The 13,141-nt window shown below is 64.7% G+C and carries 12 protein-coding genes; 8 read left to right on the forward strand and 4 right to left on the reverse strand.

Annotated features, from left to right (window positions below; all coding sequences use genetic code 11):
* Positions 1 to 28: 28 nt before the first annotated feature.
* Positions 29 to 625: an oligoribonuclease gene (gene orn, locus AC56KZ_RS04150; RefSeq protein WP_497160854.1), complete on the reverse strand. Its 597-nt coding sequence runs from the start codon at positions 623 to 625 to the stop codon at positions 29 to 31.
* A 47-nt stretch (positions 626 to 672) separates the two neighbouring features.
* On the opposite strand from orn, the gene AC56KZ_RS04155 reads away from it, so the two are divergent.
* The 3 genes from AC56KZ_RS04155 to rsgA are packed head-to-tail and all read left to right on the forward strand — an operon-like array spanning position 673 to position 3,190.
* Entirely contained in the window at positions 673 to 1,956 is a 1,284-nt protein-coding gene (locus AC56KZ_RS04155; RefSeq protein ID WP_497160855.1) for a M48 family metallopeptidase, read from the forward strand.
* Entirely contained in the window at positions 1,953 to 2,285 is a 333-nt protein-coding gene (locus tag AC56KZ_RS04160) for a 4a-hydroxytetrahydrobiopterin dehydratase (protein WP_497160856.1), read from the forward strand. The genes AC56KZ_RS04155 and AC56KZ_RS04160 overlap by 4 nt, the downstream gene beginning before the upstream one ends.
* Positions 2,282 to 3,190, forward strand: a complete 909-nt coding sequence (rsgA, locus tag AC56KZ_RS04165; protein ID WP_497160857.1) for a ribosome small subunit-dependent GTPase A — start codon at positions 2,282 to 2,284, stop codon at positions 3,188 to 3,190. Before AC56KZ_RS04160 ends, rsgA begins: the two co-directional genes overlap by 4 nt.
* Here the strand turns inward: rsgA and AC56KZ_RS04170 are convergent.
* Positions 3,187 to 6,054 (reverse strand): response regulator, encoded by a 2,868-nt coding sequence (locus AC56KZ_RS04170; protein WP_497160858.1) that lies wholly within the window; start codon positions 6,052 to 6,054, stop codon positions 3,187 to 3,189. The two genes, rsgA and AC56KZ_RS04170, sit on opposite strands and share 4 nt — an antisense overlap.
* Before the next feature lie 164 nt (positions 6,055 to 6,218).
* Between AC56KZ_RS04170 and argF the strand changes: the two genes are divergently transcribed.
* The 3 genes from argF (at position 6,219) to AC56KZ_RS04185 (ending at position 9,525) form a co-directional block, all read left to right on the forward strand.
* The gene (gene argF, locus AC56KZ_RS04175) at positions 6,219 to 7,154 is read left to right on the forward strand and encodes an ornithine carbamoyltransferase (RefSeq protein WP_497160859.1); all 936 of its coding nucleotides are present in this window, start codon (positions 6,219 to 6,221) and stop codon (positions 7,152 to 7,154) included.
* A gap of 91 nt (positions 7,155 to 7,245) precedes the next feature.
* Entirely contained in the window at positions 7,246 to 8,478 is a 1,233-nt protein-coding gene (locus AC56KZ_RS04180) for an argininosuccinate synthase (RefSeq protein ID WP_497160860.1), read from the forward strand.
* 765 nt (positions 8,479 to 9,243) lie between these two features.
* Positions 9,244 to 9,525, forward strand: a complete 282-nt coding sequence (locus tag AC56KZ_RS04185) for a hypothetical protein (protein ID WP_497160861.1) — start codon at positions 9,244 to 9,246, stop codon at positions 9,523 to 9,525.
* On the opposite strand, the gene AC56KZ_RS04190 is transcribed toward AC56KZ_RS04185, so the two are convergent.
* The gene (locus tag AC56KZ_RS04190) at positions 9,468 to 10,193 is read right to left on the reverse strand and encodes an SDR family oxidoreductase (protein WP_497160862.1); all 726 of its coding nucleotides are present in this window, start codon (positions 10,191 to 10,193) and stop codon (positions 9,468 to 9,470) included. The genes AC56KZ_RS04185 and AC56KZ_RS04190 overlap by 58 nt on opposite strands.
* A gap of 151 nt (positions 10,194 to 10,344) precedes the next feature.
* Between AC56KZ_RS04190 and AC56KZ_RS04195 the strand changes: the two genes are divergently transcribed.
* The gene (locus AC56KZ_RS04195) at positions 10,345 to 11,334 is read left to right on the forward strand and encodes a GGDEF domain-containing protein (protein WP_497160863.1); all 990 of its coding nucleotides are present in this window, start codon (positions 10,345 to 10,347) and stop codon (positions 11,332 to 11,334) included.
* Between the two features lie 22 nt (positions 11,335 to 11,356).
* Here the strand turns inward: AC56KZ_RS04195 and murB are convergent, their stop codons facing one another.
* Positions 11,357 to 12,394, reverse strand: coding sequence for a UDP-N-acetylmuramate dehydrogenase (gene murB, locus AC56KZ_RS04200; protein WP_497160864.1), 1,038 nt, complete (start codon positions 12,392 to 12,394; stop codon positions 11,357 to 11,359).
* Positions 12,395 to 12,534: 140 nt separating this feature from the next.
* Here murB and AC56KZ_RS04205 point away from each other — a divergent pair, with 140 nt between their 5' ends.
* Positions 12,535 to 13,020 (forward strand): YajQ family cyclic di-GMP-binding protein, encoded by a 486-nt coding sequence (locus AC56KZ_RS04205; RefSeq protein ID WP_497160865.1) that lies wholly within the window; start codon positions 12,535 to 12,537, stop codon positions 13,018 to 13,020.
* Positions 13,021 to 13,141 lie beyond the last annotated feature (121 nt).

The raw sequence follows: 13,141 nt of genomic DNA on the forward strand, positions 1-13,141 counted from the left end.
TTGCAACATGCGCGGTACAGCTTGCGGATTACAGCTTAATAAAATGCTCGCGGTAGTACTTCAGCTCTTCGACCGATTCGATGATGTCGGCCAGCGCCGTGTGCTTCTGGTGTTTCTTGAAGCCTGAAGCCAGTTCCGGCTTCCAGCGGCGGCACAGTTCCTTCAGCGTCGACACGTCGAGGTTACGGTAGTGGAAGAAGGCTTCGAGTTTCGGCATGCCGCGCGCCATGAAGCGGCGGTCCTGGCAGATGGTGTTGCCGCACATTGGCGACTTGCCGGCCGGGACGAAATTCTTCAAAAAGGCGATCAGCGCCATTTCGGCATCGGCTTCGCTGACGGTCGACGCTTTCACGCGCTCGATCAGGCCCGAACGGCCGTGGGTGCCCTTGTTCCAGTTGTCCATCTTGTCGAGCGTTTCATCCGACTGGTGGATCGCGAAGACCGGGCCTTCGGCCAGCACGTTCAGGTGCATGTCGGTGACGACGACGGCCACTTCGATGATGCGGTCGTTGTCCGGGTCGAGACCGGTCATTTCCATGTCGACCCAGACCAGGTTCATCTCGTTGGGACGGTGGGGCTGCGCCGGCGTCGGGGCGGGTGCTGCTATCTCGGTCGCTTGTGACATAATTCTCTCTTTGCCTAATCAATCCTGCATTTTCTCACAGGCACGCAATGTCTTCGTTCGCGTTTTCGGTTTTGTTCGTCGTTTTCTTCGTGCTCACACTCGGCCTGCGTTTCTGGCTGGCCAATCGCCAGATCCGCCATGTGCTGCGCCATCGCGACCGCGTGCCGGACGAATTCTCGCACAAGGTGTCGCTCGATACGCACCGCAAGGCGGCCGACTACACGGTCGCCAAGACCCGTTTCGGCATCGCCGGCCTGTTGTGGGGCGGCCTGACCCTGGTCGGCTTCACGCTGCTGGGCGGGCTGCAGGCATTATCGAACGCGCTGCTGCAGGTGGCCGGTCCCGGTATGCAGCATCAGATCCTGCTGGTGGTCGCCTTCGCCATCCTCTCCGGCCTGCTCGACCTGCCTTTCGATTACTACCGCCAGTTCGTGCTGGAGGAACGCTTCGGCTTCAACAAGATGACGCGCGGCCTGTGGCTGACGGACATGGCCAAGGGCGTGCTGGTGGGCGCCGCCATCGGCCTGCCGCTGCTGTGGGTCGTGCTGACGCTGATGGAGAAAACCGGCGACCTGTGGTGGCTGTGGGTGTGGTGCGTCTGGAGCGGCTTCCAGCTCCTGATGATGGTGCTGTATCCGACCGTGATCGCGCCGCTGTTCAATAAATTCACGCCGCTGGCCGACGAAAGCCTGAAAAACCGCATCGAAGGCCTGATGGCACGGGTGGGTTTCGCCTCCAAAGGGCTGTTCGTGATGGACGGCAGCCGCCGCAGTGCACATGGCAACGCCTATTTTTCCGGCTTCGGCGCGGCCAAGCGCATCGTCTTTTTCGATACCCTGATCGAGCGCCTGTCGGGGCCCGAGATCGAGGCCGTGCTGGCGCACGAACTCGGCCACTTCAAGCTGCGTCACATCGTCAAGCGCATCGTCGTGATGTTCGCCCTGTCGCTTGGCTTCCTGGCGCTGCTCGGCTACCTGAAGGAGCAGAGCTGGTTCTATACGGGGCTCGGCGTCACACCCATGCTGGGGGCGCCGAACGACGCCATGGCGCTGCTGCTGTTCATGCTGGTGCTGCCGATCTTCACCTTCGTCCTCGGCCCGCTGAACTCGATCACCTCGCGCAAGCACGAATTCGAAGCCGATGCCTTCGCGGCCAAGCACAGCGACGCCAGCCAGCTGGTGTCGGCGCTGGTCAAGATGTACGAGGACAATGCCTCGACCCTGACGCCGGACCCGGTGCATTCGGCCTTCTACGATTCGCATCCGCCGGCATCGGTACGCATCGCGCAGCTGAATGCACAGTTGAATACACGGCGGGGTGCGGCGGCATGACACTGGTGCAACAGCGCTGCGTCGACCAGGCCCCTGCCCTCCCCGCTGACGAGGCGGCGGCCCTGCTGGCCCGATTGCCGGCCTGGCGCCGCATCGACGGCCGCATCGAACGCGTCTATGCATTCAAGGATTACCACGAGACGATCGCCTTCGTGAACGCGCTGGCCTGGATGACCCACTTTCAAAACCACCACCCCGAGCTGCAGGTGGCCTACCGCCACTGTACCGTCTCCTATACCACCCACTCGGCGGGCCATACGGTCTCGCTGAACGATTTTGTCTGCGCTGCCAAAGCCGACGCCATTTACGAAGAACGGACGCATGCATGAGCAGTGACACCAAAGACAGCAAATTGAGCGGCACCATCATCGCGGCCCACGGACGCCACTACCTGGCCGACGTCGGCGGCGAGAAATTCCAGTGCGTCACGCGCGGAAAAAAAACCAATGTCGCCGTCGGCGACGTCGTGCACCTGGTGCAGACCTCGAACAACCAGGCCGTGATCGAAAAGATCGCCGAACGCACGACCCTGCTGTATCGCTCGGACCAGTACAAATCGAAACTGCTGGCGGCGAACATCACGCGCCTGTTCATCGTCGTGGCGACCGAACCGGGCTTCGCCGACGACCTGGTGTCGCGCTCGCTGGTGGCGGCCGAAGCGGCCGGCATCGAGGCCCACCTGATCCTGAATAAAACCGACGTCGAAGCCCTGCTGCCGCGCGCGCGCGAACGGGCCGGCGTCTACGGCGCGCTCGGCTACCCGGTGCACGAAGTGTCGGCCACCGCCGATCCGGAGCATGCAATGGCGGTCTTGCGCCCGCTGCTGGCCGGGCAGTCGTCGATCTTCATCGGCCAGTCGGGCATGGGCAAATCCTCGCTGATCAACCTGCTGGTGCCGGATGCCGACATCGCCGTGCGCGAGATTTCGGCTGCGCTCGACACCGGCAAGCACACGACGACCTTCACGCGCCTGTACTGGCTGCCGGACGGCTCGGCCATCATCGATTCGCCGGGCTTCCAGGAATTCGGCCTGTATCACCTGAGCGAAGGCATGCTGGAACGCGCCTTCGTGGAATTCACGCCCTACCTGGGCGGCTGCAAGTACTACAACTGCCGCCATCTGGCCGAGCCGCAGTGCGCCGTGCTGGATGCGGTTGCCGGCGGCAAGATCGCGCGCCACCGCCATGAACTCTACGGCCAGCTGCTGCACGAGTCGGCGCAGACCCTGTATTAATCCGGGCGCAGCATGGCCTCGAGTTCGTCGATGCCGAAGGGCTTGAGCAGGTATTTGTCGGTGGCGCGGGCGCTCGCGGGCTGCGCATGGCCGCTCGAGAAAATCGTTTCCATGGCCGGATACCGCATCCGCACTTCCTTGACCAGCTCCACTCCCGACATGCCTGGCAGCGTAATGTCGGTCATCAGGACGTCCGCCGGTTCGCGCGCCAGGATGTCCAGCGCCAGTTCGGCGCTGGCGGCGGACCGGGCGTCGTGGCCGAGCAGCGTCAGGAGCTCGACGGTCAGCGCGCGCGCATCCGCGTCGTCCTCGACCAGCAGCACCCGCCGGCGCGCCGCCGGACCCGGACGGGAATGCGGGGCGTGGCCGGACGCTGGAAACGCCGGCGGCGCGCTTCCGGCGTCGAGCAACTGGCGCAGGCGCGCCGCCAGCGTTTCGCTGCGGTAGGGCTTGCCGATCAGTTCGACTTCGGGTCCCAGCCTGTCGCGTTCGAAGGCGCCCTGGGTGTACCCGGAGGTGAACAGGACGGGAAGGCCGGGCACCAGGGCGCGCGCTGTTTCGGCCAGCTCCGGGCCATGCATCGCACCGGGCATCACCACATCGGTAAACAACAGGTCGACCGGCACGCCGCTGCCGAGCAGCGCCAGCGCTTCCGACGCATCGCCGGCCAGCAGCACCGTATAGCCCAGGCCGCGCAGCATGTCGCCGGCCGTGTCGCGCACCGCCGGATTGTCCTCGACCACCAGGATCGTCTCGGCGCCGCCGACGGCCGGGCCGGGCGCCGCCTCCTGCAGCTCGTCGAGCGCCTCCCGGCTGCGCGGCAGGTAGAGGCGGAATGCGGCGCCCTTCCCCGGCCGGGAATCGAGCACGATGTTGCCGCCGCTCTGGCGCAGGAAGCCATAGGCCATGCTCAGGCCAAGCCCGGTGCCCTCGCCTTCGCGCTTGGTCGTGAAAAAGGGTTCGAAGATCTTCTCGGCGATGGCAGGGGGAACGCCGGGCCCGCTGTCGGCAACCGTGATGACGACGTATTCGCCGGCGCCGAGCTCCGCTGCGCCCGGCTCGCCCGGCTCGCCGAGCCGGCAGTTGCGCGCTTCGATCGCCAGGGCGCCGCGTCCGCCCATGGCGTCGCGGGCGTTGATGGCGAGGTTGAGCAGTACGTTTTCCAGGGGGTGAGGATCGACCAGCGCATGCCATAGCCCGGGACCGGCCGCGATGCGGACATCGACGGCTTCGCCGGTAGCGCGCCGCAGCAGGTCGTCCATGGCGGCCAGCAGCTTGCCGAGGTCGATCACGCGCGGCTGCAAGGGCTGGCGCCGCGCAAAGGCGAGCAGCTGGGCCGACAGCCTGCCGCCGCGCTCGACGGCGGCCTCGGCGACGCCGATGCGGTAGGCCGCATGCTGGTTGCCCGGCAAGGCAAGGCGCAGGAGCTGCAGGTTGCCCGAAATGATCTGCAGAACGTTGTTGAAATCGTGGGCCACGCCGCCGGTCAACTGGCCGACCGCTTCCATTTTCTGGCTCTGGCGCAGTTCCTGTTCGATCTTCAACAGCTCCTCGGTACGCTGGGCAACGCGCTCCTCGAGGTTGGCGGTAATCGCCTGTAAAGCCAATTCCACTTTACGGCGTTCGGTCACGTCGGCCACGACGCCGGCCATCCGGACTACCTTGCCGCTCTTGTCGCGGTAGACTTTGCCCGTCATGGCGATCCAGCGCTCGGCGGCCCCGGCGCCGATCCGCACGACGTATTGCAGTTCGCCACCGTGCAGCGCGCGCCTGTGGGCTGCACGCATCAAGGGCAGGTCGGCACGGGCCACATGGCGCTCGGCAGCCTCCATATCCCAGCTGTCCTGGGGCGTGGCATAGCCGAACAGCGCATCGTGCCGCTCGGAGCGGCGCGACACGCCGGTCTCGAGGTCGACACTCCAGGTGCCCATGGCGGCGGCATCGAGGGCGATGCGCAAGTGCTCTTTGCTGGCGCGCAGCTCGCGCGTGAGGCGGATGCGCTCGGTGACATCGTAACCGCTGACGAAAATCCCGGACACATCGCCCTGCTCGTTGCGCATGGGGTGGTACAGCAGGTCGACGAAGCGCTCTTCGAGCTCGCGCCGCAGGCGCACCGGCGTGGCGAGGGCGGAATACGGTTCGCCGCTCGCGTACACCCGGTCGAGCAGCGCGGCAAAGCCCTGGTTCGCCAGCTCCGGGAAGACGCTGCGCAGCGGCCGGCCCACGAAATCGCGCTGCCCCGCGATGGCGATGTAGGCATCGTTGACGTAATCGTAGATGTGCTCGGGCCCGGACAGGATCGCCACGAAGCCCGGTATCTGCTGCAGCGCATAGCGGTGCCGCGCCGACTCGCGCTGGCGCACGCGCTCGGCCTGCACCTGGCCGGTGATCTCGAAACCCTGGTTGAGCAGTCCGGCGATACGGCCGTCTTCGCCGATGATCGGGGTCGCCGTGAAACTCCACCAGGTCGTTTCCTGCCTGCCCTTACGCAAAATCGGCAATTCGACGTTTTCCTGAAGAAAACCCTCGCCGGTCTCGAGCGTGCGGTAGAACGGCGCGCAAACCTGCTCCCAGGCGCTGCCCCAGACTTGCGCCACCGGACGCGCCAGCGCATCGGGATGGCGGTCGGCCATGGAGGCGATGTAGGCATCGTTGTACAGCATGCACAAATCCGGGCCCCACAGCACGGTGCCGAGCACGGGCGAATGCAGGCAGGCATAGACCGCCGAGCGCAAGGATTGCGGCCAGGTGTCCGGCGTACCGAGAGAGGAAGCCTGCCAGTCGAATGCGCGCATGCGTTCGCCCATCTGTCCGCCGCCCTGGAGGAAGGCTGGCACCCCGGCGCCTGGAGTCTGTTGGTGCATGCTTGGCTTCGATCGGTAAGTATTGCAGGAATACCATTTTAATCGATTTCGTCAAATTACAGGGTCAAAACCGGTTCATCGGTCGAAAACTGGGCGGCTTTCCCTAGCGTCAAGCAAAACCCTTATAATCGGAGGGATACCACCGATCCCCGACACGACACGACATGCCAGGCACCGACCCGATCAAGCCGATCAGACATTTTCTGCAGTTCTCCGACTTCTCTTTCGACGAATTCGAGTACGTGATCGAACGCGCGAAGCTCATCAAGCGCAAGTTCAAGGCTTACGAGGTCTATCACCCGCTGGTCGACCGTACCCTGGTGATGGTCTTCGAGAAGAGCTCGACGCGCACGCGCCTGTCTTTCGAAGCCGGCATGCACCAGCTCGGGGGCGCGGCGATCTACCTGAACACGCGCGACAGCCAGCTGGGACGCGGCGAGCCGGTCGAGGATGCCGGCCAGGTGATGAGCCGGATGTGCGACATCATCATGGTGCGCACCTTCGGCCAGGACATCATCGAGCGCTTTGCCGCCAACTCGCGGGTGCCGGTGATTAACGGCCTGACCAACGAGCACCACCCCTGCCAGGTGCTGGCCGACATCTTCACCTTCTACGAGCACCGCGGTCCGATCGCCGGCAAGACGGTGGCCTGGATCGGCGACGCCAACAACATGCTGTACTCGTGGCTGCAGGCCGCCGAGACCTTCGGCTTCCACCTCAACATCTCGACGCCGAAGGGCTATGAGCTCGATCCGGCGCTCGTCTCCACCGAACGCTACACGCGTTTCGACAACCCGGCGGATGCCTGCGCAGGCGCGCACCTGGTCAGCACCGATGTCTGGACCAGCATGGGTTTTGAAAAGGAAAACACGCAGCGCCTGAAAGACTTCGACGGCTTCATCGTCGACGCCGCCAAGATGGCACGCGCGACCCCGGACGCCGTCTTCATGCACTGCCTGCCGGCGCACCGCGGCGAAGAAGTATCGGCCGAGGTCATCGACGGCCCGCAGTCGGTGGTCTGGGACGAAGCCGAAAACCGCCTGCACGTGCAAAAAGCGCTGATCGAGTACCTGCTGCTCGGTCGTATCGAAACACAGTAAGATTTTTGCAGTAAGCCTGTTTGATCGTCGGCCCTGTAGTGTCTAACAGCGGCCGGCTGACCATCTCACCCCCTCCACACTGGAACCTCCCATGAGCGACATCAAAAAAGTAGTCCTTGCCTACTCCGGCGGCCTCGATACCTCCGTCATCCTGAAATGGCTGCAAGATAACTATGGCTGCGAAATCGTCACCTTCACTGCCGACCTCGGCCAGGGCGAAGAACTCGAACCGGCGCGCGCCAAAGCCATCAAATTCGGCATCAAGCCGGAAAACATCTACATCGACGACGTACGCGAGGAATTCACGCGCGACTTCGTGTTCCCGATGTTCCGCGCCAATACCGTCTACGAAGGCGAATACCTGCTCGGCACCTCGATCGCGCGCCCGCTGATCGCGAAACGCCTGATCGAGATCGCCAATGAAACCGGCGCCGACGCCGTCTCGCACGGCGCCACCGGCAAGGGCAACGATCAGGTCCGCTTCGAGCTCGGCGCCTACGCCCTGAAGCCGGACGTGAAAATCATCGCTCCCTGGCGCGAGTGGGACCTGCTGTCGCGCGAGAAGCTGTTGAAATACGCGGAAGACGCCGGCATCGCGGTCGACATGAAGCACAAGAACGGCGGCGCGCCCTATTCGATGGACGCCAACCTGCTGCACATCAGCTTTGAGGGGCGCCACCTGGAAAACCCGAGCGCCGAAGCCGAGGAATCGATGTGGCGCTGGACGGTGTCGCCGGAAGCGGCGCCGGATGAAGCCGAATACCTCGACATCGAATACGAAGGCGGCGACATCGTCGCTCTGAACGGCAAGCGCATGTCGCCGGCCGAGGTGCTGACCGAATTGAACCGCGTGGGCGGCAAGCACGGCATCGGCCGCCTCGACCTGGTCGAGAACCGCTATGTCGGCATGAAGTCGCGCGGCTGCTACGAAACCCCGGGCGGCACCATCATGCTGCGCGCCCACCGCGCGATCGAATCGATCACCCTCGACCGTGAAGTGGCGCACCTGAAGGACGACCTGATGCCGCGCTACGCCAGCCTGATCTATAACGGCTATTGGTGGGCGCCCGAGCGCGTGGCGCTGCAGACCCTGATCGACCATACCCAGGCCACCGTCAACGGCTGGGTGCGCGTCAAGCTCTACAAGGGCAACGTGATCGTGGTGTCGCGCGATTCGAAGACGGATTCGCTGTTCGACATGAACATCGCGACCTTCGACGAAGACGGCGGCGCCTACAACCAGGCCGACGCGGGCGGCTTCATCAAGCTCAATGCGCTGCGGATGCGGATTGCGGCCAAGGCCAGGGCCAAGCGCGGGCAGTAAAGCGTTTGCCGCATCCTGTGAAGCCGCCTGCGGGCGGCTTTTTTCATGCGCGCATGCATGCGCAGCTTATTTACTTGGTGACAGCATCGGTGCCGTGCTGCTCGTGGCAGCCGGCCGGATGAGGCGCGTCGAGGCATCGAATTGCCGGTAGCGCGCCTGGCGCACCGCCGGCGAGGACCTGGCCGCAGCTGTTTCAGCCCTTCCTCCCGCAACACCCCCATGCTGGGGAATCATCCGCTGTGATGGATCTTCGAGGAAGACGATCACCAGCGCTGCAACGGCAGTCAGGCCCGCAGTGACGGATACGTGCCGCCGTGTCGGATTCACTTCTCCGGGGACAGTCATCGCGTCTCCTCGGGCATCGTTGTAATGAATAAGTTAGCACACAAATTACGCGACCTGCATAAATTTTCAGGTGTCAGAAAAAGCACACACTAGAAACTTCCTGCGACCATTTAATCTCGCTATCGTTGAATACATCACCATAGCCGCGTAGGAGCGCGCCTACACAGCTACAAGCGTGGAAAATAAGTGGAATATACGAGTGAAGCGCTTGACGCCCCGCGGAATAAGGAAGGGTCGGAATTTTTTCTGTAGGTGAGTTATCCGGACTGCATACGCCTTTTATTGACTGCATGCTTAATATCGTGCCATTGTTTTTTCCCACGGCTCATGCACACAATAGTCAGCGATGCGCGTTTTCAATTATTTAGAAATCGGAAACGAGATAATGCGCGCACCGTCGCATGATGATCGGAAAAGAGTGTGAAAAACGCGTCGAATGAGTCTCAGGCGGAGCGCCGCGCAGACCCGATCCTTGCCACGCTGATCGATGTCGCAATCGCCTACCGCGAAAATCTCGGCTGCCGTGTGGCGCAAGCATTCATGTACGAAACCGGCGTGCCTGCCGCCCTGGTGATGCGCGTGCTGAGCGGAACTGCCCGTATCCGTTCGACGGTCCCGCTGCGTTCGACGCCACGCCTGGTCCCTCAGGCGCTGCGCAGGTCGTCCACCGGCCTGGATCCGAAGTCTTCCGCCAGCAAATAACCGACCAGCTTGCGCGCGCATTCTTCAGGCGAGGCCAGTGCGCCTGCCTGCTTCAGCTCCACGAAACGCGCCTTCAGCGGAAAGCGCTCCTGCGGCGTGGCGCGGATCTCGGCCTGCATGCCGGTGTCGATTACGCCGGGGGCCAGGCTGCAGGCCCGCACCGACGGGTCGGCGTCGAGCGCCACCGCTTCGGCGTGGCGGTCCAGCGCCGCCTTGGTGGCGCAGTAGACGCTCCAGCCGGGATAGGCGCCGCGCCCGGCGCCGCTCGACACATGCAGGATGCGGCGCTGGGCGCCGCCGCTCGCGCGCACCGTGGCGGCGGCCAGCGCCAGCGGCGCGGCCACGTTCAGGGTCACCGCGCGCACGGCATCGAAGGGGTCTTGCGCGGCGAGCGGGCCGACGGGCCAGACCACGCCGGCGTTGTTTACCAGCAGCACCTCGCCCTCGCCGCGCAAGTAGTCGGGAAGCGCGGCGCCGGCCAGCCATGCCGTCAATGCGGCGCCGTCGGACAGGTCGATCCCGATCTCGCGCAGCAGTTGCGGGAAGCGGCTGGCCAGGCCTGGAGCAGCACTCCTGGCCAGGCCCAATACGGAAATTCCGCGCCCGAGAAGTTCGGCGGCGATGGCGGCGCCCAGGCCTTTACTGTGGCCGGTAACGATGGCTTTCATGCGGCTCTCCTCTCCAGTTATGCAGGGAGGATAGCCGATCCGTCCCCAGCGCCGCAGACCGTTGTATGCAGGCACGCTAGATGGATTAACTGCAACAACTTGTCATTACCTCGGGGTAAAATGGCCCGCCCTGAACTATTCGTCTATTTCGATGTCACCAGCCCTCGCATTCCAGTCGCCCCACATTTCATGCCGCGTGCTGCTGGTGGGCGCACCGCCTTTCGTGGCTGCGCTGCGCGAAATGCTGCTGGAAGCCGGCGACATCGAACTGGTTCTTGCCGACGCCGCCGGCGCGGCGCGCCAGGCCGCCGCGACGCGGCCTATGGTCGTCATCCGCGCCCTGGCCGGCGCCGAGGATTGCAGCGAGTTCCTGCGCGCATGCCGCCTCGACGAGACCATGCGCGCGCTGCCCTTGCTGGTGCTGGCCCCTGGCTGCGATGGCCGCCACCGCGACGCCGCGTTTGCCGCCGGCGCCACCGATTACCTGTCGACGCTGCCCGGCAGCTTCGAGATGCTGGCGCGCCTGCGCTACCACGCGGCGGTCGGCCGCGCCGCCGATGAGCGCCGCGACACCCTCAATCGCCTGCGCGACAGCCAGGACACGCTGGCGCGCATCCAGGCCCAGCTCGACCGCCATGCCGGCGTCGATCCGCTGACCGGCATTCCAAGCCGCGCGCGCTTCGACGAAGCGGCGCTGGCCGAATGGGCGCGCGCCCGCCGCAGCGCCCAACCACTCTCGCTGCTGGTGTGCGACATCGACAATTTCGACTATTTCAACGAACGCCTCGGGCGCGAAGCCGGCGACCTGTGCCTGCGCAAACTGGCCGGCGTGCTGACCGGCCAGCTCAAGCGCCCGTCGGACCTGGCGGCGCGCTACGACGGCAAGCGCTTCGCGATCCTGCTGCCGGACACCAAGCTCGATGGCGCGGTGCAGGTGGCCGAAGGCTGCCGCGCGGCCCTGGAACGCCTGGCCCTGGCCCATCCCATGCCCGAGCGGCGCATCGTGACGATGTCGATCGGCGTGGCGACGACCATCCCCGACGACGAGAGCGTGTTCGAAGCGGTGGTTGCCCGCGCCGGCGAAGCGGTCGGCGCGGCGAAGGCGCGCGGACGCAACCGCGTCTTCGCCTTCCGCGTTTAAGCGCGCCGCCTGAGGCGCACGCTTAAACGACGATCGGTTCCGGTTCCAGCATCACGCCGAAGCGGGCCATGACATCGTCCTGGATCGCGCGCGCCAGCGCCAGCACCTCGGCCCCCGTCGCCCCGCCATTGTTCACCAGCACCAGCGCCTGCTTCGGGTAGACGCCGGCAGCGCCGATGCCCTTGCCTTTCCAGCCGCACTGGTCGATGAGCCAGCCGGCGGCCAGCTTTTCGCTGCCATCGGGCTGCGCATGGTGCACCAGTTGCGGATGCAGCGCGAGCAGGGCCGCACACTGCGCGCTTGTCACCACCGGGTTCTTGAAGAAGCTGCCGGCGTTGCCGAGCTGGGCCGGGTCGGGCAGCTTGCGGCGGCGGATGGCGACCACGGTGTCGCTCACCTGGCGTGGCGTCGGCTCCTCGATGCCCGCCGCCGCCAGCGCATTGGCCAGCTCGGCGTAGCGCAGGTTCGGCTGCCAGGCGCGCGGCAGGGAAAACGTCACGTCGAGCACGATCAGGTTGGCCCCGTCCGGGTGCTTGAAGATGCTGTCGCGGTAGCCGAAACGGCAGTCCGCCGCGCGCATGGTGCGCAGCGCACCGCTGGCCTGGTCGAAGGCGGTCAGCGAGTCGAAAACATCCTTGATCTCGAGGCCGTAGGCGCCGATGTTCTGGATCGGGGAGGCGCCGACGGTGCCGGGAATGAGCGACAGGTTTTCCAGCCCGCCCAGGCCCTGGTCGATCGTGTAATCGACGAAAGCGTGCCAGTTCTCGCCGGCGCCGGCGCGCACCAGCACATGCTCGCCCTGCCCGCCCTCGTCCTCGACGATGGCGCGGCCCAGGATCGCCATGTGGAGCACCAGCGCTTCGACGTCGCGCGTGAGCAGGACGTTGCTGCCGCCGCCGAGCACGAAGCGTGGCAAGCCGGCCAGCTCGCTTTGCGCGTGCAAGCGGGCGAGTTGGCCGGCTTCGGTCACGCGCAGGTAGCGGTGCGCCCGCGCCGCCAGGCCGAAGGTATTCAGGCCTTGCAGCGGGAAGTCGTGTTCGATCGGGAGATTCGGGTGCATGAGCGGCAGAGGCAAGCGGAAAACCGCTCGATTATAGTGGCAAGCCCGGCTTGAACGGCAAAAACCATCCGCGCCGCCGGGCTTGTCGTTTAGAATACTGCCACTAATAATTACGCTTTATCAGATAAAAGGAAACCGCCATGCCATCGTTTGACGTGGTCTGCGAAGCAGACATGGTCGAAGTGAAGAACGCCGTCGAGCAATCGAACAAGGAAATCATCACCCGCTTCGACTTCAAGGGCAGCTCGGCCAAGGTCGAGCAGAAGGAACGCGAACTGACGCTGTTCGCCGACTCCGATTTCCAGCTGAGCCAGGTACGCGACGTGCTCGTCAATAAAATGACGAAGCGCAAGGTCGACGTGCGCTTCCTCGACGAGGAAAAGATCGAGAAGATCGGCGGCGACAAGGTCAAGCAGCTGATCAAGGTGCGCAACGGCATCGAGACCGACGACGCCAAGAAAATCACCAAGGCGATCAAGGAAAGCAAGATGAAGGTCCAGGCCAGCATCCAGGGCGAAAGCGTGCGCGTCACCGGCGCCAAGCGCGACGACCTGCAGGCCGCGATGGCCCTGCTGAAAAAGGACATCCTCGACCTGCCGCTGGCATTCAATAACTTCCGTGACTAGCCAGCCGGTCCACCCGGGGCGCGTGCCCGCGCACGCCTCGTTCGCCCCCATGCCCCTTGAGGTAGAATGAAGCTTGCACCAACTCGCTCGTCGGCAATAGCCTGGCGCTGAGCGAACGTCA

The organism is Telluria sp. LT2P34, from assembly GCF_059685915.1.